General features: G+C 42.2%; 19 protein-coding genes and 1 pseudogene. 16 read left to right on the forward strand and 4 right to left on the reverse strand.

Annotated features, from left to right (window positions below):
- The first annotated feature begins 23 nt into the window (after positions 1–23).
- The 9 genes and pseudogenes from GNF10_RS09715 (at position 24) to GNF10_RS09755 (ending at position 13,979) form a co-directional block, all read left to right on the forward strand.
- The gene (locus GNF10_RS09715) at positions 24–4,289 is read left to right on the forward strand and encodes a type I polyketide synthase (protein WP_185586850.1); all 4,266 of its coding nucleotides are present in this window, start codon (positions 24–26) and stop codon (positions 4,287–4,289) included.
- Positions 4,286–8,482, forward strand: coding sequence for a non-ribosomal peptide synthetase (locus GNF10_RS09720; protein ID WP_185586853.1), 4,197 nt, complete (start codon positions 4,286–4,288; stop codon positions 8,480–8,482). The genes GNF10_RS09715 and GNF10_RS09720 overlap by 4 nt, the downstream gene beginning before the upstream one ends.
- An 83-nt stretch (positions 8,483–8,565) precedes the next feature.
- Positions 8,566–10,053: a DHA2 family efflux MFS transporter permease subunit gene (locus tag GNF10_RS09725; RefSeq protein WP_185586855.1), complete on the forward strand. Its 1,488-nt coding sequence runs from the start codon at positions 8,566–8,568 to the stop codon at positions 10,051–10,053.
- A gap of 27 nt (positions 10,054–10,080) precedes the next feature.
- Positions 10,081–10,161, forward strand: a pseudogene (locus GNF10_RS09730) (IS5/IS1182 family transposase); the annotation flags it as partial.
- Between the two features lie 141 nt (positions 10,162–10,302).
- Positions 10,303–10,593, forward strand: coding sequence for a glutathione S-transferase family protein (locus GNF10_RS09735; RefSeq protein WP_311774144.1), 291 nt, complete (start codon positions 10,303–10,305; stop codon positions 10,591–10,593).
- 422 nt (positions 10,594–11,015) lie between these two features.
- The gene (locus GNF10_RS09740) at positions 11,016–12,617 is read left to right on the forward strand and encodes a vanadium-dependent haloperoxidase (protein ID WP_185586857.1); all 1,602 of its coding nucleotides are present in this window, start codon (positions 11,016–11,018) and stop codon (positions 12,615–12,617) included.
- A 120-nt stretch (positions 12,618–12,737) separates the two neighbouring features.
- Positions 12,738–13,046 (forward strand): transposase, encoded by a 309-nt coding sequence (locus tag GNF10_RS09745; RefSeq protein WP_185586859.1) that lies wholly within the window; start codon positions 12,738–12,740, stop codon positions 13,044–13,046.
- On the forward strand, positions 13,043–13,591 hold the full coding sequence (locus tag GNF10_RS09750) for a transposase (RefSeq protein WP_185586861.1): 549 nt from the start codon (positions 13,043–13,045) through the stop codon (positions 13,589–13,591). Before GNF10_RS09745 ends, GNF10_RS09750 begins: the two co-directional genes overlap by 4 nt.
- A 196-nt stretch (positions 13,592–13,787) precedes the next feature.
- Positions 13,788–13,979: a hypothetical protein gene (locus GNF10_RS09755; protein WP_185592060.1), complete on the forward strand. Its 192-nt coding sequence runs from the start codon at positions 13,788–13,790 to the stop codon at positions 13,977–13,979.
- Between the two features lie 174 nt (positions 13,980–14,153).
- Here the strand turns inward: GNF10_RS09755 and GNF10_RS38475 are convergent, their stop codons facing one another.
- A complete protein-coding gene (locus GNF10_RS38475; protein ID WP_260445874.1) occupies positions 14,154–14,279 on the reverse strand; it encodes a hypothetical protein in 126 nt (41 codons plus the stop codon).
- 297 nt (positions 14,280–14,576) lie between these two features.
- On the opposite strand from GNF10_RS38475, the gene GNF10_RS09760 reads away from it, so the two are divergent.
- On the forward strand, positions 14,577–14,870 hold the full coding sequence (locus tag GNF10_RS09760; RefSeq protein WP_185587777.1) for a hypothetical protein: 294 nt from the start codon (positions 14,577–14,579) through the stop codon (positions 14,868–14,870).
- Between the two features lie 74 nt (positions 14,871–14,944).
- Here the strand turns inward: GNF10_RS09760 and GNF10_RS09765 are convergent, their stop codons facing one another.
- Positions 14,945–16,312, reverse strand: coding sequence for an IS4 family transposase (locus GNF10_RS09765; protein ID WP_185587774.1), 1,368 nt, complete (start codon positions 16,310–16,312; stop codon positions 14,945–14,947).
- Positions 16,313–16,785: 473 nt separating this feature from the next.
- On the opposite strand from GNF10_RS09765, the gene GNF10_RS09770 reads away from it, so the two are divergent.
- From GNF10_RS09770 to GNF10_RS09795, 6 genes are all read left to right on the forward strand, one after another.
- Positions 16,786–17,163, forward strand: a complete 378-nt coding sequence (locus GNF10_RS09770; protein WP_185587772.1) for a hypothetical protein — start codon at positions 16,786–16,788, stop codon at positions 17,161–17,163.
- Positions 17,164–17,643: 480 nt separating this feature from the next.
- Entirely contained in the window at positions 17,644–17,988 is a 345-nt protein-coding gene (locus tag GNF10_RS09775) for a hypothetical protein (protein ID WP_185587770.1), read from the forward strand.
- A gap of 168 nt (positions 17,989–18,156) precedes the next feature.
- Positions 18,157–18,753 (forward strand): J domain-containing protein, encoded by a 597-nt coding sequence (locus GNF10_RS38480; protein ID WP_185587769.1) that lies wholly within the window; start codon positions 18,157–18,159, stop codon positions 18,751–18,753.
- Positions 18,750–18,992, forward strand: coding sequence for a hypothetical protein (locus GNF10_RS09785; RefSeq protein ID WP_185587767.1), 243 nt, complete (start codon positions 18,750–18,752; stop codon positions 18,990–18,992). The genes GNF10_RS38480 and GNF10_RS09785 overlap by 4 nt, the downstream gene beginning before the upstream one ends.
- A gap of 75 nt (positions 18,993–19,067) precedes the next feature.
- The gene (locus GNF10_RS09790; protein ID WP_185587765.1) at positions 19,068–19,514 is read left to right on the forward strand and encodes a hypothetical protein; all 447 of its coding nucleotides are present in this window, start codon (positions 19,068–19,070) and stop codon (positions 19,512–19,514) included.
- Complete coding sequence (locus GNF10_RS09795; protein WP_221643407.1) at positions 19,507–19,701, forward strand: hypothetical protein; 195 nt, start codon at positions 19,507–19,509, stop codon at positions 19,699–19,701. The genes GNF10_RS09790 and GNF10_RS09795 overlap by 8 nt, the downstream gene beginning before the upstream one ends.
- Positions 19,702–19,710: 9 nt before the next feature.
- Here GNF10_RS09795 and GNF10_RS09800 read toward each other — a convergent pair whose 3' ends face one another.
- The gene (locus GNF10_RS09800; RefSeq protein ID WP_185587763.1) at positions 19,711–20,337 is read right to left on the reverse strand and encodes a hypothetical protein; all 627 of its coding nucleotides are present in this window, start codon (positions 20,335–20,337) and stop codon (positions 19,711–19,713) included.
- Positions 20,338–20,587: 250 nt separating this feature from the next.
- Positions 20,588–20,758 carry a hypothetical protein gene (locus tag GNF10_RS39275; RefSeq protein WP_311774145.1) on the reverse strand — a complete coding sequence of 57 codons (171 nt, stop codon included), beginning with the start codon at positions 20,756–20,758 and terminating at the stop codon, positions 20,588–20,590.
- Between the last annotated feature and the right edge of the window lie 41 nt (positions 20,759–20,799).

Here is a 20,799-nt window from a genome sequence, read left to right on the forward strand (position 1 = left end):
AGTTGATAGTTAACTAAACATAGATGAGAAAAAATCATATTGCTATGGAACCTATTGCCATCATCGGCATCGGATGCCGTTTCCCTGGCGCTAACAACCCAGAGGACTTTTGGAAACTTCTGAAAAACGGGATCGATGCGATCACCGAAGTTCAAGCAAATCGTTGGGATATAAACACCTTATACGATCCAAATCCAGAGACACTAGGTAAAATAAATAACCGTTGGGGCGGTTTTTTAGAGCAAGTAGATCAGTTCGATCCTCTCTTTTTTGGAATTACTCCCAAGGAAGCAAACTTTATAGATCCCCAACAGCGATTGTTGCTGGAAGTAGCTTGGGAGGCCTTAGAGAATGCGGGGATTGTGCCCGATCGTCTAACAGATACATCTACTGGTGTATTTGTAGGTGTCGGTTCTCATGATTACTATTTACAAGCATGGCGAAATTTTAATAGCATTGGTGCTTATACCAGTAGCGGCACATCGTCATCGATCGTGGCTAACCGCATTTCTTATTTCTTTGGACTACGCGGGCCCAGTATGGCCATTGATACAGCTTGTTCCTCCTCACTTGTTGCGGTACATCTTGCCTGTCAAAGTTTGTGGAATCAGGAATCTACTCTGGCGATCACTGGGGGTGTCAATTTAATTCTTTCGCCAGAAGGAAACATTGGGATGACAAAAGCAGGTGCTTTGTCTCCTGATGGTCGTTGCAAAACCTTTGATGCTAAAGCAAATGGTTATGTTCGAGGTGAGGGAGCTGGTGTGGTTATTCTCAAGCCTTTATCACAGGCGAAAGCAGACGGCGATCTGATTTATGCTGTCATCCGTGGCAGTGCAATTAATCAAGATGGTCGTACCAATGGGCTGATGGCTCCTAATCGATGGGCCCAAGAAGCAGTGCTGCGAGAAGCTTACCGACGTTCTGGGGTTTCGCCAGGGCAAGTCCAGTATGTTGAGGCTCATGGTACAGGTACTCTGTTAGGCGATCCAATTGAGATGAAAGCTCTAGGATCGGTTCTGGCAAATGAACGTACCCCTGGGAATTACTGCGCTGTTGGTTCACTCAAGACAAACATTGGACATTTAGAGGCAGCAGCAGGTATTGCTAGTTTAATCAAAGTTGCATTGTCACTCAAACATCGGCAAATTCCTCCAAGTCTGCATTTTCAGGAACCAAATCCTTATATTCCTTTTGACGAGATTCCTTTAAAAGTTCAGCAAACTCTGGGTACATGGTCTGAGGTTGCGGGTGCAGCGATCGCTGGAGTAAGTTCCTTTGGCTTTGGCGGTACCAATGTTCATGTGGTTGTGGAAGAAATAACAGTACAACCACTTAGAAGCCATGAATTTGAACGCTCCCAGCACTTGCTTACTCTATCGGCAAAAAGCGAAACGGCTTTACAGGCACTGGCGCAAAGTTATAAAACTTATTTAACATGCGATCATTCAGTTTCACTAGCCGATGTTTGTTTTACGGCTAATACAGGGCGCTCTCATTTTACCCACCGCCTTGCAGTTGTTGCTGAATCTCACATACAGTTAGCTGAACAACTAGGCGCTTTTGCAACCGGAAAAGAGACTTCTGGACTAGTGAGTAGAAAAGCCAACAACAGCAAGCATTCGAGAATAGTCTTCCTCTTCACAGGTCAGGGATCTCATTATGTAAATATGGGACGCCATCTCTATAATACTCAGCCCAAATTCCGTCAGATATTAGATCAGTGTGATAAACTGTTGCGCTCTTATTTACCGCAGCCACTTTTGTCTGTACTTTATCCAGTAGCTGATGCCCCAAATCTTTTAGATGAAGCTGCATACACTCAACCTGCATTATTTGCTTTGCAATATGCTTTAGCTGAATTATGGCGCTCTTGGGGGATTGTACCAGATTTGGTCATGGGCTATAGTCTGGGTGAATATGCGGCTGCTTGTGTTGCAGGTGTTTTCAGTTTCAAAGATGGGCTTAAGCTATTAGTCGAGCGGGGACGACTGATGCAAGCTTTGCCTCAAAATGGAATTATGGCGATGGTATTCGCCGATGAAGTGCAGGTAGCGGATGCGATCGCTCCTTTCAAAGATCGTGTTGCAATTGCTACTTTAAATGCTCCGAAAAATATCACGATCGCAGGGAAAAAAGAGGCTGTACAGTCCGTACTGCAAAAGTTAAAATCAGAAAATATTGGCTTCCAGTATTTGAGTATTCCTCATGCCTTCCACTCATCATTGATGGAACCAATGCTTGATAGTTTTGAACAGTCCTTGCGGTCAGTACAGTTTCAAGCTCCTTGTATTCCCCTGATTTCCAACTTGACGGGGAAATCTCTCCAACCAGGAGAAATACCTGATGCAACTTACTGGTGCCGTCATGTTCGAGAGCCAGTGCAATTTGAGAGGGGAATGCAAACTATTTTTGAGCAGGGCTATGACCTATTTATTGAGTTAGGTTCGCATTCTATATTGTTGAGCATGGGCAAACGCTGTTTACCAAAGGGTTTTGGTACTTGGTTGCCTTCGCTGAAGAAAGGTCAAGATGACTGGCAGATACTCTTGAACAGTCTAGGTGCATTATATGCCACAGGCGTAAATGTAGACTGGGTTGGATTTGACCATGACTACCCCCGCACTCGTCTGCCATTACCAACTTATCCCTGGCAAAGAGAACGGTTTTGGTTAGAAGAAATTCAATCAAATCAGCCTACGCCTACAAAATCAGAAAATCAACCTTTTTGGGAATCACTAGTAGAAGCTGGTCGTCAACAGTCCCTGATGGGGCCGTTAGATTTGGACTTAAATACATACGACGTCAAATCCCAATTTATGGATCGCTTGGTCACTGCTTACATTGTCAGCGCTTTCCACGATCTAGGCGTTGACATTAAACCCAGTTCTAGTTATTCTGCAGATACCTTGCTGCATCAATTCAAAATTTTACCTATTTATCGAAAACTTCTGCATCGTTGGCTAGAGAGGTTGGCAAAAGAAGGGTTTTTACAGCAACAAGAAGAAGTTTTTGTTGGTCTTCTCCCACTACCGATAATATCGCTTGATTCTCTTGCAACTGAAGCAAAAAAGCAGTGGTTTGATTCTACTTATGCATTTGACTTCATGCAGCGCTGTGGTCAAAACCTTGCAGCTATACTTGTTGGTGAGGTAAAGCCAGTAAATTTGCTATTTCCTGGCGGTTCTTTTGAAACAGCAGAAGGTATTTATCAGTACTCACCTGAAGCTCGCTACTTCAATGGTATCGCTAAGGCAGTATTGGAATCAGTAGTGAAAAGCTTTTCCAACGAGAAAAATCTGCGGATTCTTGAAGTTGGTAGTGGAACGGGAGGCACTACTGCATCTTTGTTACCAGTTTTACCACCCGATAAAACGAGCTACTATTATACAGATCTCTTTGAGTTTTTCTTTACTCGCTCTCAGCAGAAGTTTCAGGATTATCCATTTATCCATTATGGGCTGCTAGACATTGAACAGAATCCTCAAGAGCAAGGCTATGATCGCCACAGCTTTGATGTAATTGTCGCAGCTAATGTCTTACACGCAACTCAAAATTTAGGAGAAACCTTACAACATATTCAGTCTCTCCTCGCCCCCAATGGTATCCTATTGATTTCGGAGATCACTGAGCATCAATCTTGGCTTGATATTACATCCAGTTTATTTGAAGGTTGGCAGCGCTATGAAGATGAGTACCGACAGGATCAACCACTGCTATCAGTGCCGCAGTGGAAAAAGACTCTACTAACTCATGGGTTTGAGGAGGTAATAGTTTTACCTGAACTTAATTGTGCAGCAGCCATTTTAGGACAACATATTTTGGTGGCTCGTTTGTCAATGTCAGTAACTAGCCCAGAAAGTTGTACATCAGCTGATTTGTCTGTGCAGCATCTCAATCAGCATTTAAACAATAACTTTGAGCAAGTCCAGCATCATAACTCGCTACCAATTGATAGCTCACTCACAAACTTGCATTTTAGCCAAAATTTAGTCTTTTCTACACAACTAGAAGAACGCCAGTTATGGATTGAGGGTTATCTGCGTGAACAAGTATGCAAAGTGGTGAGACTTTCTCCACACGAACTGGATATGCAGCAATCTCTCAATAACTTAGGGGTTGATTCCTTAATGGCTCTTGATCTAAAAAACCAAATTGAAATCAATTTAGGGATACCTGTAAGCATTACTGATTTACCAAGTAACAGTGTATCTCGTCTTGCAATGCTGGTACTTGAACAACTAACACTAATAACAACTGGTGACAACTGGGAGGAAGGAGAACTATGACGACAACTAATATTTTGACGGAAATTTCTAAACTAGGTGTGCAGGTATGGGTTGATGGTGAACAATTACGATACCGTTCTCCCAAGGGAGCGCTAACACCTACACTACGTGCCTACTTTGCCGAACACAAAGCGGAAATTCTGACACTGCTGCGTCAAAGCAATAATCAAGATTCTGTTTCTTCTGTATCTCCATCTATAGTATATGCACCAGATGAACAGTATTTACCCTTTCCACTTAACGATATGCAACAGGCATACTGGTTGGGTCAAAGTGATAGCTTTGAACTGGGTAATGTTGCGGCTCATTACTATACAGAGTTTGAATTTGTAGATTTTAACCTGGAAAAATTTAACCTGGCTTGGCAGCGCTTGATTAAACGGCACAGTATGTTGAGAGCTATTGTCCTACCAGATGGCCAGCAAAAAATTCTGGAGCAAGTGCCTCCTTTGGAAATTGAAGTTCGAGATTTGCGGGGACAAAAAACTCTGTTCGTAGAATCTGTATTAGAGAGTGTCCGTCAGCAGATGTCTCATCAAGGCCCAAGCACAGATCGGTGGCCGTTGTTTAAAGTTTTAGCTCACCAACTCGACAATCAACAAGTCCGACTTCATTTCAACTTTAGCCTCTTGATTATAGATGGATGGAGTTTTAATATTCTGCTACAAGAACTGGCAGCACTATATCAAAATCCCGATTATTCTCTACCACCACTGGATATCTCATATCGGGACTATACTTTAGCATTAGGTGCATTACAAAATTCGGAAATATATCGGAAATCTCAAAACTATTGGTGGAATCGTTTAACAACTTTACCTCCTGCCCCAGAAATACCTCTAGCCAAGCATCCAAGTACAGTAACTCATCCTCAATTTGTTCACCGCAAAGCAATATTAGAGCCAGAAACCTGGCTAAAGTTGAAGAATAGAGCCTCAGAAGAAAATCTTACACCCACATCTGTATTATGTGCTGCCTATGCCGAAGTTCTTACTATTTGGAGTAAGGAACCGATTTTTAGCATCAACCTCATGTTGTACAATCGTCGTCCTTTGCATCCACAAGTCAAGGACATTCTCGGCTCTTTTGTCAACACAAACTTGCTGGAGGTGGACAATTCTCTACAGGATAGCTTTGTCTCTCGAGTTCAGCGCCTTCAAAAACAACTTTGGGATGATCTGGAGAACAGTTATGTCAGTGGTGTAAGAGTTCTGCGGGAATTAAACCGAACTCATGGTGGAACTTTGAAAGCTACAATGCCTGTAGTCTTTGCCAGCGGCCTGAATTTGCGGGAAGAACAAGCTGCTTCTACAGAATGGGTATCTAAAGTAATATACACTTGCGTACAGACTCCCCAAGTTTGGCTAGATCATCAAGTTGTAGAGAAAGGTGGGGCTTTAGTCTTGATTTGGGATGCCTTAGAGGAAATTTTTCCTCCGGGTCTTTTGGATAATATGTTCAGCACATATTGTAGTTTCCTACATCGTTTGGCAGATGAGAAAGATGCTTGGCAAAAAACTGCGCGACAGCTGATGCAACTAGCACGACTTGAGCAGCAAACGGATGTCAATATTACCCAAGCACCTATACCAACAGGGATGCTTCACACCTTGTTTGCGACACAGGTGGCTCTGCGATCGCAACAATCAGCAGTTATTTCTTCCCACCGGACTTTGACCTATGAGCAATTGTCCAGTCGCTCCAATCAGGTAGGGCGATGCTTGCAACAGTTGGGAACCCGTGCCAATGTTTTGGTGGCAGTAGTCATGGAGAAAGGTTGGGAGCAAGTTGTGGCCGTTTTGGGGGTTCTCCAGTCGGGAGCAGCTTATTTGCCTATCGACCCAGCGCTTCCTAAAGAGCGACTTTGGTATCTAATCGGGCAAAGTGAGGTCGGGCTGGTTCTGACTCAATCTTGGCTTGACAAAAAATTGGAGTGGCCTGATGGCATCCAGAGGCTTTGTGTAGACAGCGCAGACTTAGAGAAAATAGACGACCGACCCTTAAAACCAGTTCAGAAACCAGAGGACTTAGCCTACGTTATTTTCACATCCGGCTCTACAGGGCTGCCTAAAGGTGTGATGATCGATCATTGCGGTGCTGTTAATACTATTTATGACATCAACCATCGCTTTGGTGTTGGGCCCGAAGATCGGGTACTTGCTATATCTTCATTAAGTTTTGATCTATCAGTTTACGACATCTTTGGCACGCTGGCAGCTGGAGGAACAATCGTCATTCCCCAGGCTGAGGCAGTGCGAGATCCTGCTCATTGGGCAGAATTGCTGGTAAGAGAAAAAGTGACGATCTGGAATTCAGTGCCAGCCCTAATGCAGATGTTGGTAGAATATGCAGACGGCAGGCTAGAAAAAATCCCTTCCAATTTGCGTCTGGTGCTTCTAAGTGGAGATTGGATACCAGTTAGTTTACCAAATCAGATCACATCCCTAGTTCCAGGCATCCAAGTAATTAGTCTAGGAGGTGCTACTGAAGCTTCTATTTGGTCTATCCTTTATCCAATTGAAGATATCGATCCGGCTTGGAAAAGCATCCCTTATGGTCGACCGATGCTAAACCAAAGTTTTTATGTACTCAATGAGATGCTGGAAGCTTGCCCAGTCTGGGTGACAGGTGAACTCTATATTGGGGGAAGAGGGGTAGCAAAAGGTTACTGGCAAGATGAGGAAAAGACCCGCGCCCGTTTTATTAAGCATCCCCAAACAGGAGAATATTTGTACCAGACCGGAGATTTAGGGCGCTACCTTTCTGATGGCAATATCGAGTTTCTCGGAAGGGAGGATTTTCAAGTTAAGGTTCAGGGGCACCGTATTGAATTGGGAGAGATTGAAACTGCTTTGGAGCAGCACCCAGCAGTGCGTGCTGTAGTAGTAACGGCATTGGGTGAATTTCAGGATAGCAAGCGATTGGTAGCTTATGTTGTTTCTATTCCTGATACAGCCCTAGATGTTAATCAGCTACGTGGTTTCTTGGAAGGGAAGTTGCCTGAGTATATGATGCCTTCCGCCTTTATTTTGTTAGATACTTTGCCTCTAACATTTAACGGTAAGGTAGATCGCAAAGCACTTCCTACACCTGAAGCAAATAGTTCTGAACGGGAAAAAGCATTTGTCTCGCCTCGTAACACCCTGGAATTTCAACTTGCACAGATATGGGAAGATTTGTTAGATAAGCGTGCTATTAGCGTCAATGACAACTTCTTCGATCTTGGAGGTCATTCCCTTCTAGCTGTACGCCTCATGACTCAAATTCAAAAACTGTTTGGGCGGGAGCTGTCTCTATCTACACTCTTACAAGCACCAACTATAGAAGATTTAGCTAGTCGGTTAAACCAGCAAACTGCCCCTGAGACTCAATCTCCATTAGTAAAGATTCATCCTGCTGGTTCAAAGCGACCTTTATTCTTTGTACATCCAGTTGGTGGAAATGTTCTGTGCTACCTTGATTTAGCTCGCCATCTTGGACCTGAACAACCATTCTATGGGCTGGAAGCAGCTGGTATTCAGGGGGAAACAAAACCTTTTAAGCAAATTCAGGATATGGCAACTTATTACATCGACGCGATCCGGGACATACAGCCTGAGGGTCCGTACCTTTTAGCTGGCTGGTCTATGGGAGGCTTTGTAGCTTTTGAAATGGCCCAGCAACTGCATAAGCAGTGTCAAGAGGTTGCGTTACTCGCTTTGCTAGATAGTCGAGTACCAGTTAACAAAGTAAAGGTTGATGATGCGACACTTATGGCTTGGTTTGTTAAGGATCTAGGAGGTAGGTTTGGGAAGACACTCACTTTATCGCCTAAGGAAATTCGGCGGCTCAGACCCGATGAGCAATTAGACTACGTTTTGGAACAGGCGAGGACGATCAACCTTGTACCTCCAGATGTTGGATTAACACAGATTCAGCGTCTTCTAGAGGTTTTTAAAGCCAATATGGAATCTATGCTTAATTATAAACCTCAGGTTTATGGAAACCAAGTTACTCTCATTCGTCCAAGTGAGTCTTTTTCTGACGATTTCGAGTATCCTATTTCTGAGTTTGGGTTAGGTTGGGAAAAGTTTGTTTCTGGCTTAATAGAGATCCATACTGTCCCAGGAGATCATTACACAATGCTTGCAAAACCACATGTTTATACCTTGGCAGAACAATTAAAATGCTGCCTTGATAAGCTTGCTCGCTGAGTGACGAATTGAGTGAGATACTGGCAATGGTCAAAGGTACTCAATATCGTCAACTGAGATGAAAAGATTAATTTATCAAACTTATGACTGGACAATCTTCTCCTGTACCCCCACAAAAGCGATCACCTAAGACAGCAGCAAAAGTTAATAAGTGGCTGATCACTTTCACTATCATGATTAGCACCTCGCTCGCTGTTATTGATACGAGCATTGTCAACGTGGCAATTCCCAAAATTCAGGCGAGTTTTGAAGCCTCGATAGATCAAGTTGGTGCTGTAACAACGTTTTATATCATCAGCAATGTGATTGTTATGCCTCTAGCTGGCTATCTAAATAACTTATTAGGGCGTAAACAATTTTTTGCTGGTGCCATTATATTATTTACAATTGCATCCTTATTGTGCGGCCTATCCTGGAACCTATCATCTCTTATATGCTTTCGTATCCTTCAGGGAATAGGCGGAGGTGTCCTAATACCAACTGCTCAGGCAATTTTGTTGGAGACTTTTCCCAAGGAAGAACATGGCAAAGCTATGGGCATTTTCGGCTTAGGGGTAATTGTTAATCCCGCTATTGGTCCTGTTTTAGGAGGGTATCTTACTGATACAGTTGGCTGGCGCTCAATCTTTGCTGTCAATCTGCTGCCTGGAATTTTTGCTGCGGTAATGGTACTTTTATTCATTCACAATCCACCTTTTTTGAAAAAACCCGAAGGTAAATTCGATTGGCAGGGTTTAACTACTTTGATGATTGGCTTATCCACCTTACAGTATCTTCTAGAAAACGGGCAGAGATTAGGCTGGTTTAGTTCTAAGTTGGTTATTTTTCTGACTCTGATTGCACTTGTCAATTTAGTTTATTTGGTACGACGAGAACGGATAATTCACTATCCTATTATTGATTTATCGGCGTTTGGCAATAGCACTTTTGTCGCAGGCAATATTATCAGTTTTTTGACTGGATTCAGCCTTTATGGACTGCTATTTGTATTACCTATTTTCATGAGTCATATCTTACATTTCAATACAACTCAGATGGGTCTAGCACTTATGCCAGGTGCATTATCTATGGCTGTAATGATGCCAGTTGCTGGTCGACTAGCAGATCACTTAGATCCCCGTATTTCTCTAGGATTAGGGATTGGTATATTTGTGGGAGCTACGTGGCAGTTCAGCTATTTAACTGTGCATTCAGGCTACTGGGATTTGTTCTGGCCTCAAATCGGGCGTGGGATTGGATTGGGGTTAGTCTTTGTACCTCTATCTACGGCTACTTTAGGCAGCATTAGTACAGCTAAAAGGGTCTCAGCATCTGGATTGTACAATTTGATACGGCAGTTAGGGGGTAGTCTGGGCATTGCCATGTTGACAGTGATGCTTCAGCGCTTGCAAGCATTTCATTTTTATAAGCTAAACCAAGGGGTTACGGCTCAGGCTCTCATCACGTTACCCGATTTGCATCAAACAGCAGCAATCTTAGCCTACAATGACTTGTTTCGATACAGTGCCCTTATATTCACCGCTAGCTATTTGCCTCTACTGTTTTTGAAAGTTAAGAGAACTTCCCGATAAAATTAAACGTAAGTACCGGGTGAAAATGTCGTTACCTTGGGGTTAGTGTTAAGGGTATTGGTAACAGCTGCTAATGTCACAGAGCGAGAAGGGGGCAAACAAGTTGTCCAAGTGATGTTGCGTCCCAAACGGTAGTAGGATACTGGCGATTTCAACTGGTATTGTTGTATTCATGGGAAGATACAGACAATTGTCTTGCAGTCTTAGTGTATTGTGCAAGTAACTAGTATTCACCAAGGCTTTGATCAAGTGAAGAAGAAAATATTAACAATATTGCAGTTTTTTGAAAGTTTATTAGATCATCGTCCGTACTTTGGTGGTGAAAATATAACTCTTGCTGAGGCTGTAGCTGGAACTGTAGTACTATTTTTACCTTTAGTGGGCGTTCCCTTAAATGACTATCAAAAACTGAATGCTTGGGTTGATCGCTTAAAAGAGCGTCCCGCTTGGATTAAAACTCAATATACTCCAGAGCAGTTAGAAGATTTAAAGACTCGGACAATTGCAAATTATACAGCAGCAAAAAGCCACCCAAATTAAATATTATGGCTCTCCCAGACTTGGGTTGATAAATTAACACTAAAAAATGGCTCAAACGCTTTATATAACAGGGTTTCGGTAAAATAAAATCAAGAGTTGAATAAAAATTCACTTTATTACTCTTGAATCCCAGACTATGTAAGGATTTAACCTGATATTAAGTATTAATTTGTTATAGCTAGTCTAGGAGAGCCAATATTATTCAGGATAAATTAGTGGGGTTTTTCCTGACTATCAAAATACTCAAGTTTATTTTGTAGTGGATCAAAACCCTATTTGAGTTATGAAAATTATCAAGTTTCCTAGTGGAACAACAGAAAAGTTCATAAATCATTTAGGACTGTTATATCTAACAAAAATTCAAACTCTCACTTCAAATTGATCAAGTTCTTTACAAGTGATAACTATTGAATGGAGATTTTATGAAAATCAACGTATCGCTGGGAATAGCGCTAACAGGTGTAACTCTAATCGCCTCTCCAGTGCAAGCTGCAACTTTTGATCAGTCGATTGTTAAGGATTGGAATAACGTTACTCTAGAGGCGATACAAAACTCTATACCAGGTACACGGTCGGCACGTTCTTTCTATATTGTGAATACTGGAATTTTTGATGCGTGGGCTGCATACGATCCAGTAGCCATTGGTACTCGGTTTCCAGATTTACAACGCCCTCTTTTAGAAAATACTCTTAATAATAAAGCTGAGGCTATCAGCTATGCTGCCTACACCACTCTTTTAAACCAATTTCCCACGCAGAAAGCCTTATTTGATAGCGAAATGGGCAAACTAGGTTTAGATCCTACCAATATCACCAGTATACCTGCAACAATTGGGCTACAAACTGCACAATCAGTAATAAATTCTCGGCAAAACGACGGTTCTAATGAGTCAGGTAGTTTAGGCCCTTCAGGAAAACCATTCTCTGATTACACAGGATATACCCCCGTAAACTTTCCTGATACTATTACCAACACAAATCCAAGTACCATTATTGATCCCAATCGCTGGCAGCCAGTAAAATTGCCGAATGGTAGTGTGCAAGAGTTCCTCACTCCTTATTGGAATCAAGTGACCCCCTTTGCACTGAAATCAAGCGATCAGTTGCGACCGACAGAAGGCCCTAAGAATTACTTTAAAGACCCAAATGGTTACATAGAACAGGCTGAAAAAATTATTAAAATCAGTGCTGACCTCACTGATGAGCAAAAAGCGATCGCTGAATTCTGGGCGGCGGGAAGATTGACAACATCTGGGTTGTGGAACCAACTTGCTCAAGAAGTTTCCACTAACAAGAACTATACCGTTGATGATGATGTCAAATTGTTCTTTCTTTTAAATAATGCCGCTTTCGATGCCAGCATTGCCGGTTGGGATGCTAAAATTGCATTCGATTCGGAACGTCCCCAGACAGCTATTCACTATTTGGCAAGTAAAGGTCTATTTCCAAACGATGGTGTGAACTTCCGCATCAATCCAGAAACTGGTGAACAAGAAATTTTTGCGTGGGCAGGCCCAGGTCAGGGTAACAAATGGATACCCGGTAAAGACTGGCAACCTTATCTTGGTGCTGGTGCTGCTCCTCCTTTTACTGCCACTCCTCCTTTTAGCGAATTCGTCTCAGGACACAGCATTTATAGTGGTTCTATGGGGGAAATTTTGAAGCTGTACACTGGCAGCGATGCTTTTGGTGTATCGCGTAAAGTATCAAAAAACTCTGGTATTGAACCCGGAGGATTTGCCAACGATATCACCTTACACTGGGATACTTTCTCAGATGCTGTAGCGCAAGCTGGAAATTCTCGTATCTACGGTGGTATTCATTTTGATGATGCAAATTTAGTCGGACAGAAAATGGGGAGAGAAACTGCTGATATTGTCTGGCAAAAGTCACAATACTACATCCAGGGTCGAGTAGTCCCTGAGCCTTCAACTGTCCTGGGGTTATTCACAATGCTGAGTTTGTTCGGTATTGGAAAAATGCAACGGTTTCGTAATAAAGTACAAAGTCAACCAAGAATCTAGTACAGCACGGCGTAAATAAACCGAGTATTAAACAGCCAAAACTTTACCCTTATAGAACCCATTTGACATCTTATGAGGTTTTGAATTAAGGTACTCTTCAGCATCTGAAATCCAATACTAATGGCGTATTCTAGCGACCTCACTGATGCAGAATGGGAAATTTTTGAACCCTTATTGCAAGAGATATTACCGAATAAGAAGCAGACTCGACCAAGCAACTGGACAAAACGAGATATCTTCAATGGAATTCTTTATCAACTGAAAAATGGGTGCAATTGGCAAGACTTACCTAAAGATTTCCCCCCTTATTCCACCGTCTATTGGCACTACAAACAGTGGCGAGCTGCTGGAGTATTCGAGGAACTAATGAGTGTCCTGCATGGACAAGTCCGTGAACAGGTAAAAAAAAACCGCACTGGACGACGTTGATCATCATTGACTCCCAAGCGGTAAAAAATACTTGCAATGCCAATGTGGAGTCGAAAGGTTTTTGTTTCTACAAAGCCACCAATGGTATTAAAAGGCATCTGGCTATTGATACCCTTGGGTTTCCCTTCTTTACGCACTGCACTCGCGCCAATGTCTCAGATGATGCCGGATTAAAAGAGAAGTTTACTCTCAACATCGACTACTTCAAGTCAAAACCAATCGATATTCCCAAGATCACCATCCTACTAGACCACGGGTATCATCCAGAATATTTGACTCAGGAGTTAGAGCAGATTTACCCAGAGATCATGACCAAAATCCAGTTTCAACTTTCTACGAAACCCTCAAAACAAGAGAAAGCAGCACAAGGAAAATGTGGATTTGTTCCGGCAGTAGCCAGATGGGTAATCGAGCGCTCCAATGCTTGGATGGAGCGTTGTAAAATTCTGGTTAAGAACTTTGAACGAACACTAACTGGTGCCACTACCAAACTCAACCTCTGCTTCATCAGGCTAATGATTAAGAGGCTTGCAGACCCTTCCTAAGATGTCAAATGGGTTCTATAGATAGGCTAATAGCCTCTGGAGCCAAGCTGGAGTGGCTGAATGTCCAAAAATATAAAATACTATTAGTGGTAAATGAAGTATATCGGCAACAGTTATTCATGTATGAAAATAGTCTTTCTCGTGTTGACGTCACTGGCCAACTTAGAGGTCCGACCCAAACTAAAATTTTGCTCCAGTGCTGATTCCGTTGATCGATGTTTCGGTTGGTCATAGCAGCTCATTGATGCCAGTAGGTTTGTCCATCCGGTTGATCCGTTATAGTAATGCCAAGATTGTAATTCATTGCAGATGCGATCGCTCTACGCAGAGGACTTACCTGATCAGCGATAAGGTGGAAAACAAAGTGACACCATCTGAGGTAGGGTAAGATTTAATTCATCGAACTGCCATATCAAAGTAATGTCAACTTTCCTTTGAGAAGAAGAAGCGTAAAACTAAAACATCTTTTGCAGCCAGCGTAGATAGCTTTGACATTACCAGTAGGTTTCAGGAATATTTCACAGAAGTGAAAGACCCCAGAGTGGAAAGAACGAGATATCATTTACTCACAGATATCATCACCATTGATGCGATGGGCACTCAGAAATCCATTGCCCACTAAGATTGTGCCTTTCTCACCTGATAAGTTTCTCAACGCTGTTCCTAATGAGCGAGAACTCTCAACCATCCATTATCTGCTTATTAGGAGTCAAAAACGCAAAACAGTCTTGAGTTACAGTCATGAGGAAAGAAGCGATGCCTGCGGCGAGCTACGCTTACGCTTAATACTTGCATCTGTGCAACAGATTATGCTGGAACATCTACCCAAAAACAGATTTGTACACAATTAATAAATTATTCAGCAAGGGACTCGTATTTTCCATCGATTTGGTGTACCTTGTTAATTCTGTGCAATTATTAATACCTAAATTCTTGCAACTTTACTCAGACAAATTTTAAACCAATGCCTTCGAGGGAATACTCAATGAATACTTCTAATGAGATACATACAAAGAAAATCATCAAAAAATCCGACAAGCTTACCCTGAGACAGATGAAATTAATCGAGGAGGCTGAAGACCAACTTCTTCAAGCTAATACTGACAATTCTACTGCCCCTGTGGTTGAGGTTGAGGAGCAACCAGTAACAATTTCTGAGCCTAGAGTTCCTGACTATATTCCGCTCCTTGACAACCCTCCAGTACAATCAGTGGGTAATTCCGGCTGGCAAGTGTCTGATGTCTGGCGGGATATTCGGGTAGATAATTTTTGTGGGTAGACGACCCCCATGATTACAGAGCGCTTATACATCTATACCCGAATGGCACTAAGAAAAGCCGAAACGCTTGTGGATTAAGCAGTTTGCAACTGCTTTCGTAATTCGTGCCGGGGTTTGGTCATTAAGGGATAAGCTTTCGGGCGGCGTTTACGGACTCGTGGTTCATTTCTAGCAGGACGGTCAGGAATAGCTTTGTGAGCAATAACTTTGAGTAAAGTGCGATAAATCGTAAGACGCTTTGTTGAAGTTGCGGCTAATAATTCGGGAATAAAGTTAATTAAATGATGGCGAGTACCTTGCAGTGATAGGCGTAACGGAGGAGTAGTGTAAGTAGTACCTGCCGACCACATCAAACCGCGAAGTAGATTGTAAGCTAGCAAATAGGCATAAATTTCTTTACGTACCATTGAAGGAGTTTTACATCGTAAAATGTCCATCCCTAAAGTAGTTTTAAGATGTCTTAAATCCAGTTCAACGTCCCAGCGTTGACCATAAAGCCCAACAATATCTAAAGTAGAATAAGTTGTTGTATCTAAGAGAGTAGTAATTAAGCTAACTCGTTCAGTGCGAAAGCCAGGAACAACAATGTAATAATAAATCTCTCGTACAGTTATAGTTGAAGGTAAAGCATCAAATTCATCTTTACTCAATCCATGTGGGCATTTTTTAGGCTTATACCAAGTTACTAACTTGTCACTTGATCCAATTATTTTACCTTTTCGCATCGTGGTTTTTCGGGACTGGTGTTTCCTAAAAAGTGCATCACAATTTCTATTTTTGATAGAAACCAAATCAGCATAAGCGCAAAATGCTCTATCTCCTAAAAGGATATCCAATGGATTAAGAAACTGATATAAATTTCTGGCTAATTTAATATCATGCGTGTTTAGAACATCTATGCATAGAGCAATAGCGGCTCCAGTAGCTAAACTGAATATCACACCGATTTTCGCAATTGGGAATCCACATCCAGATGCTTGAGTAGAGGGCTGAGGGTAGCATGATTGATTATCTGGAGTATCTGGCATCGATACCGTAGACCCATCTATTACCAATACATTTCTTCCACACCATAAATGCTCTATCTCTACCTTTTGTTCTAAGCTTTTCCCAACCTGACTAAAAAGGGTTTCTAAAAATTCTTCTGGTAATCTAGACCTAGCTTGACAATAAGCGCTCGTGTCAGATGATGGAATTTCTACACCAATTTCAGCCAAATAAGCAATGACTTTGCTTACTGCATTATGACAACTCTTGTCAGCATCTAAAACTTGAGATAAAAACGCCCAAAGCGTTACTATTGGATCAAATAATCGCCTATAATATCTAATTTTTAGCTCCGAGAGTGCTTGTTCAATTACAGATGATGGTAATAGTTCTTTAAAGGGTAGCCCCAAACTTTGGCTGAATTTATCCTTGAGGATTTGTACTCGTAGTGTCACAGTAGTATTTATGATGTTGGCTTGCTCGTATCAAGGAAAGTATTTCATGAACGAGTAAGCTTTTCCTACCTAAAAAAATTTTTTGGACAATCAGTACATCTAACTCCACTGTCTTTGTCAGGCACAGCGATGGCGTACCCACTCTTCTCGCTGGCGATCGCAGTATTACATCAAGGACAATTGCCTATCCCCTCCCTGAACCTTCACTGTTCAATAGCTTTAAAATCTGTAGTGCCTATTCCGCATAGCTTAGAGCTTTTCTTAGTGCCATTCCATCTATACCCTCTGTACCCCTTTCAATTGCATTGGTTGAATTTATGCATGACTCCTGATTTGATAATCATTTTTTATTAGCCCAAATCTTTACCAAGCTTACTTATGCAAGGACATATTCATATTCATCCCGTTTCTTATGGTGTTGAACCCTAGTAATTTGATATTTTCTTAACTAAGATAATCTACAATTTGCTTTGATGCTTGAAGATACAATAATTACTCTGCTAATTTGCAGTACAGAAGAAGAAAAGCTTTACTTCGAGGTGTCCCTCTCACTTTTAAAAAAAGCTTCCACCTGGAATCCTGAATTGTCAGCAGTGCCTTTATCAATGAGCGAGGCTATTCAAATTGGTCGGGCTGAAGCTTATCGAAAGCGACCTCAATTCAACTCTTATGTATGTATAGCTGCCTCAATTAAATCTCTGCAACCTCATCCAAAGCCATTTCTATGGTATTGGCATATTGTGTTTGTTCCAGTAATTGATAAGCATATTTATTATTTAGATCGCAGTGAGATCGTTTTGCTTCTGGACGGTACAGTAATTGAGCCAAAAGTTCTTAATATTTCAAATTAGTTCCTACTTTTTTAACAAATTCGGCGAAATTCTCCGTCCCTGTTCTGTAAGCGCTCAGGGACAGTCAAAACAATTTACGCACGATCAATCTCATGAAATATGAAAGGGTTTTAGGAATCCCATTATCTTTGGGTTTTAAATTGAGAATAAACGGAACGGCTTTCAATACACAATCAGACACAGGTCTATAATTAGCAGCTTCTTCTCCAAAGCTAATAGAAAGCATATCTGTATGAATAATCCCTGGATTGAGGGGTATGGTTGCTATACCATTCGGTCTTGTGCCAAAGAACGAGTTAATCCTTCGATTGCCCACTTGGAAGCACAGTATGGTGCAACGCCTGGCTGAAGTCGAATCTCCCCAGGCAGCAATAGTGTATTTTAGAGAACATCGGAATAGCTGAAAAATACTTAGGTAAAGAGTACCTAAAGATGGGCTACTCTCGCCGCAGGCGATTACACTTTGTGGGTTAATCTGAAATGGTAGCAAATATTGGTGTCAGAGAAACTTTAATGCTTTCAGGAACAATTCAACCTTACAGTCAAAGACAGACCGTTTTACGAACCGATGACGGTGATTTCCTGATTCCTGGGCAAGAAATTCACCGCTTGGGTTTGTGGCGAATGCGACGGTTAGGGCTATTGTGGGGACAAAAGGCAACTGCCCAAGCCGACCAATCGTTTATGAATGATACTCAATTCAAAGGAATTATTGGAATTATCAAGTTTAATACGCTGCAACTTGAAAACTTCTCAGCACTCATTGAAGCAAGCAATTACAGCACCAGACATAATTATCAATCAGTTTATGCCCCTGGCTGCTAGCCATTATCGCGCAAGGAAATTGTGAAGTTGTGGGTCTTAAATTTCTTTGTCTGTCCCGCTTTCATCCTCAAAGTAAGAAACAGCATCACCTGGGTTGCTTAAACGACAAAAGTTGCTATTTCTCAGACTTGAGTAGAGGATTAATGATTGGGAGGAGCGATCGCAGCAATGACAAATGACATCTCAGCCTATCCCCTGACTTGGACAACCATCTACCCCAGAACGCCGCAGCACAAGCGAGAAGCTGCGCGATTTGAGGTTAATTTCTCAACTGCACGAAATGACCTACTTAACGAGCTTCGGCTGTTGGGAGCAAAGAATATCATCATTTCTAGCAATGTACCAACGCGCCAAGACGGTTTACCCTATGCAAGGCCCAAAGAACCAGACGATCCAGGCGTTGCTGTTTATTTCAAAATTAAAGATAAAAGTTATGCTCTGTGTTGCGATCGCTGGCGTAAGGTAAAACATAATCTCAGAGCAATTGGCTTGCACATTGCAGCTATGCGCGGAATGGAGAGATGGGGAGTAGGGAGTTTAGAGCAAGCATTTGCGGGGTATCAAGCACTACCACCTCAGCAAGAAAAAAAATGGTGGGATGTGCTTGGTATTAGCCCCCGTGCTTCCGACGAAGAGGTAAAAGAGGCATACAGAAAGCTGGCACGACAACATCATCCAGATAACGGCGGTTCTGCTGATCAGATGGCTGCAATCAACGCCGCTTATGAACAGGCAAAGCAGGTTGACTATAAGGTGCAACTATGAACATTAATCCTGATAAAGAATTTGAACAGTATTTAAAAGATCCTGGTGATCCAGAACTCAAGGCACTATTTGAAGAGGCTGAAGATTGTTTGCAAAGTTATGATGCAAAGTCAGAAGAAGTAAAGCAACTCAGTCAGCAGGTACAAGATATGGCATTTTCGCTTGACCTAGAGTGTGCTGAATGGATATATGAAATATATGCAGATAATCGCAACGACTTAGAGGACAACTCAAACTAGCGATGCCTGCGGCAACCCCAAGGGGGAACGCGATTAAGTTATGATTTGGGTAGACAAAGCTACCCAAGTCTAGCCATGAGCCGACCACAATTAAACATCAAGTTTGATGGTGAGGGGGAGAAAGAATTACTTGAGACTGTCAAGACACGGGCGCAGGATGAACGTATTTCTCTCAAAGAGTTTGTTTTAGATGCCTTGAAAAATCGCCTGACAGTTCCCCAATCTACCCAATCTACCCAACCTAAACCAGCTGTCACTAAGTCAGAGGTAGACGAACTGAAGCGGCGAATAGTTGAGATTCAGATAAGTTTGATGGGTGAGGTTAGGAAGGATAGAAAACAAATTGCCGCACTAGCAGAAGCGATCGCTCTGATTGAGTCACGCCTGGATGTCCTCGACCCTCCCAACATAGTGATAGTTGAAGAAGATAGTCAGGCTAGACAGTCTAGACAGCGAGAAACCTGGGAGAATGATGCTGTTGAGTTTTTAGATGCAATCAGCTGGGGTGATGATAATGGGTGAGATTAACGATTTACGATTCACTGCGCCACCTGAAGACTTGGAGCGTTGGGAATGGTTTTTTAAGGAGATGGAGAAACGGGAACTAATAACTATTTTTGAAAGCTCCAAACAGTACGCCAACCGGGGCGACTCGAAACTAAAGCGGCAGTATTTCAAGGTCAAGTTAAATGCACAAAACTCTGATTAGTTTCTTTGACTAGTCTAGGGTATTGGCTGCCTCAAGTAAAAGTTCCACAGTTGTTGCCAAGAGCGTTCGTACACGAGTTAACTGATTTCGGCGCTCAATCCCCAGCCGTGCTTCAGTGTTTCGCGGATCGTCATCATGGCTTAAATGAACAACTTTCACTTTCTGCTGTTTTTCGGATGGTTCAAATATTGGCTCAGGAGCAGTGAGTTTGTTGTATCCATAAACTCCACTTGGGCGCTTCACATTATAATGATGTACTTCACAGCCGCCAGGAGCAATGTAGCATCCTTCTAGATTATTTAAGTTGTGATGCAATTGTTCAACACAGGCGGCGATCGCTTCCATTTGTGCAGCAACGCCCAGCGATTGTGCACTTTGAGGACAACCTCTCGACATCAGCATCATCACTGCCGCTTCGCGGCGCGTGGTTCTAAAGGTTTCCTCTGTGCGTTCCCACTCCTGTTGCCGTTGGTAAGACGCAATCTCCCGCACGCGAATTAGTTCGATCTCCTCATCTGGAGTCAACTTAAGAGCTGCTCCACAGGTTGTATAATTGAAGCATTCTCCAGGGTCAATACCCGGTTGCAACATCATTGAGGCACAGTCAAAGCCAAGTCCACATATCTTACGTGGCATAATTTCCAATTAGTTCTAGCTTAATAAAATTATTTTAACAGCTAGAACAAAAGGCTATATAAAAACAAGTATTTTTTATCGTAGTTTATGTCGGATAAAAGATAAGGGTATCTTATTTTGTATTTCCCTTTTTTGTAGTACAGTGTAGCATCATGTCACTGTAAGGATAAGATGAGCAACTTGCTTGCTTTATGGTTTCAAACTGGGTTGCTCAAGTTATGAGCTTGGGACATTGAGGCGATCGCCGATCTTATGGAGCGATTATTCCAGCTTGTAGTAAAAGCTGACGCTCCTCAACTCTGTCACGACGGTTTAACTGCAATAACCCAACCGTAACCCGACCTATGGGGCTTAAAGGCACAAATTCAGACCCACTCAGGCGAAAATGTTCATGCCAGATGTCTTGGCGAGGATGATACAAGGGTACGATTTTTCCGGTTTCTGAATCGACAGAGGCGAGAT

It is taken from the genome of Nostoc sp. UCD121 (assembly GCF_014222285.1).
Lineage (GTDB): Bacteria > Cyanobacteriota > Cyanobacteriia > Cyanobacteriales > Nostocaceae > Nostoc.

What these genes read in the sequence shown, in the direction of transcription:
- GNF10_RS09715 (WP_185586850.1), top strand. Translation starts at nt 24, where the DNA reads ATGAGAAAAAATCATATTGCTATGGAACCTATTGCCATCATCGGCATC.
- GNF10_RS09720 (WP_185586853.1), top strand. Translation starts at nt 4,286, where the DNA reads ATGACGACAACTAATATTTTGACGGAAATTTCTAAACTAGGTGTGCAG.
- GNF10_RS09725 (WP_185586855.1), top strand. Translation starts at nt 8,566, where the DNA reads ATGACTGGACAATCTTCTCCTGTACCCCCACAAAAGCGATCACCTAAG.
- GNF10_RS09740 (WP_185586857.1), top strand. Translation starts at nt 11,016, where the DNA reads ATGAAAATCAACGTATCGCTGGGAATAGCGCTAACAGGTGTAACTCTA.
- GNF10_RS09745 (WP_185586859.1), top strand. Translation starts at nt 12,738, where the DNA reads ATGGCGTATTCTAGCGACCTCACTGATGCAGAATGGGAAATTTTTGAA.
- GNF10_RS38475 (WP_260445874.1), bottom strand. Translation starts at nt 14,279, where the DNA reads ATGGTTGAGAGTTCTCGCTCATTAGGAACAGCGTTGAGAAACTTATCA.
- GNF10_RS09760 (WP_185587777.1), top strand. Translation starts at nt 14,577, where the DNA reads ATGAATACTTCTAATGAGATACATACAAAGAAAATCATCAAAAAATCC.
- GNF10_RS09770 (WP_185587772.1), top strand. Translation starts at nt 16,786, where the DNA reads ATGCTTGAAGATACAATAATTACTCTGCTAATTTGCAGTACAGAAGAA.
- GNF10_RS09775 (WP_185587770.1), top strand. Translation starts at nt 17,644, where the DNA reads ATGGTAGCAAATATTGGTGTCAGAGAAACTTTAATGCTTTCAGGAACA.
- GNF10_RS38480 (WP_185587769.1), top strand. Translation starts at nt 18,157, where the DNA reads ATGACAAATGACATCTCAGCCTATCCCCTGACTTGGACAACCATCTAC.
- GNF10_RS09785 (WP_185587767.1), top strand. Translation starts at nt 18,750, where the DNA reads ATGAACATTAATCCTGATAAAGAATTTGAACAGTATTTAAAAGATCCT.
- GNF10_RS09790 (WP_185587765.1), top strand. Translation starts at nt 19,068, where the DNA reads ATGAGCCGACCACAATTAAACATCAAGTTTGATGGTGAGGGGGAGAAA.
- GNF10_RS09795 (WP_221643407.1), top strand. Translation starts at nt 19,507, where the DNA reads ATGGGTGAGATTAACGATTTACGATTCACTGCGCCACCTGAAGACTTG.
- GNF10_RS09800 (WP_185587763.1), bottom strand. Translation starts at nt 20,337, where the DNA reads ATGCCACGTAAGATATGTGGACTTGGCTTTGACTGTGCCTCAATGATG.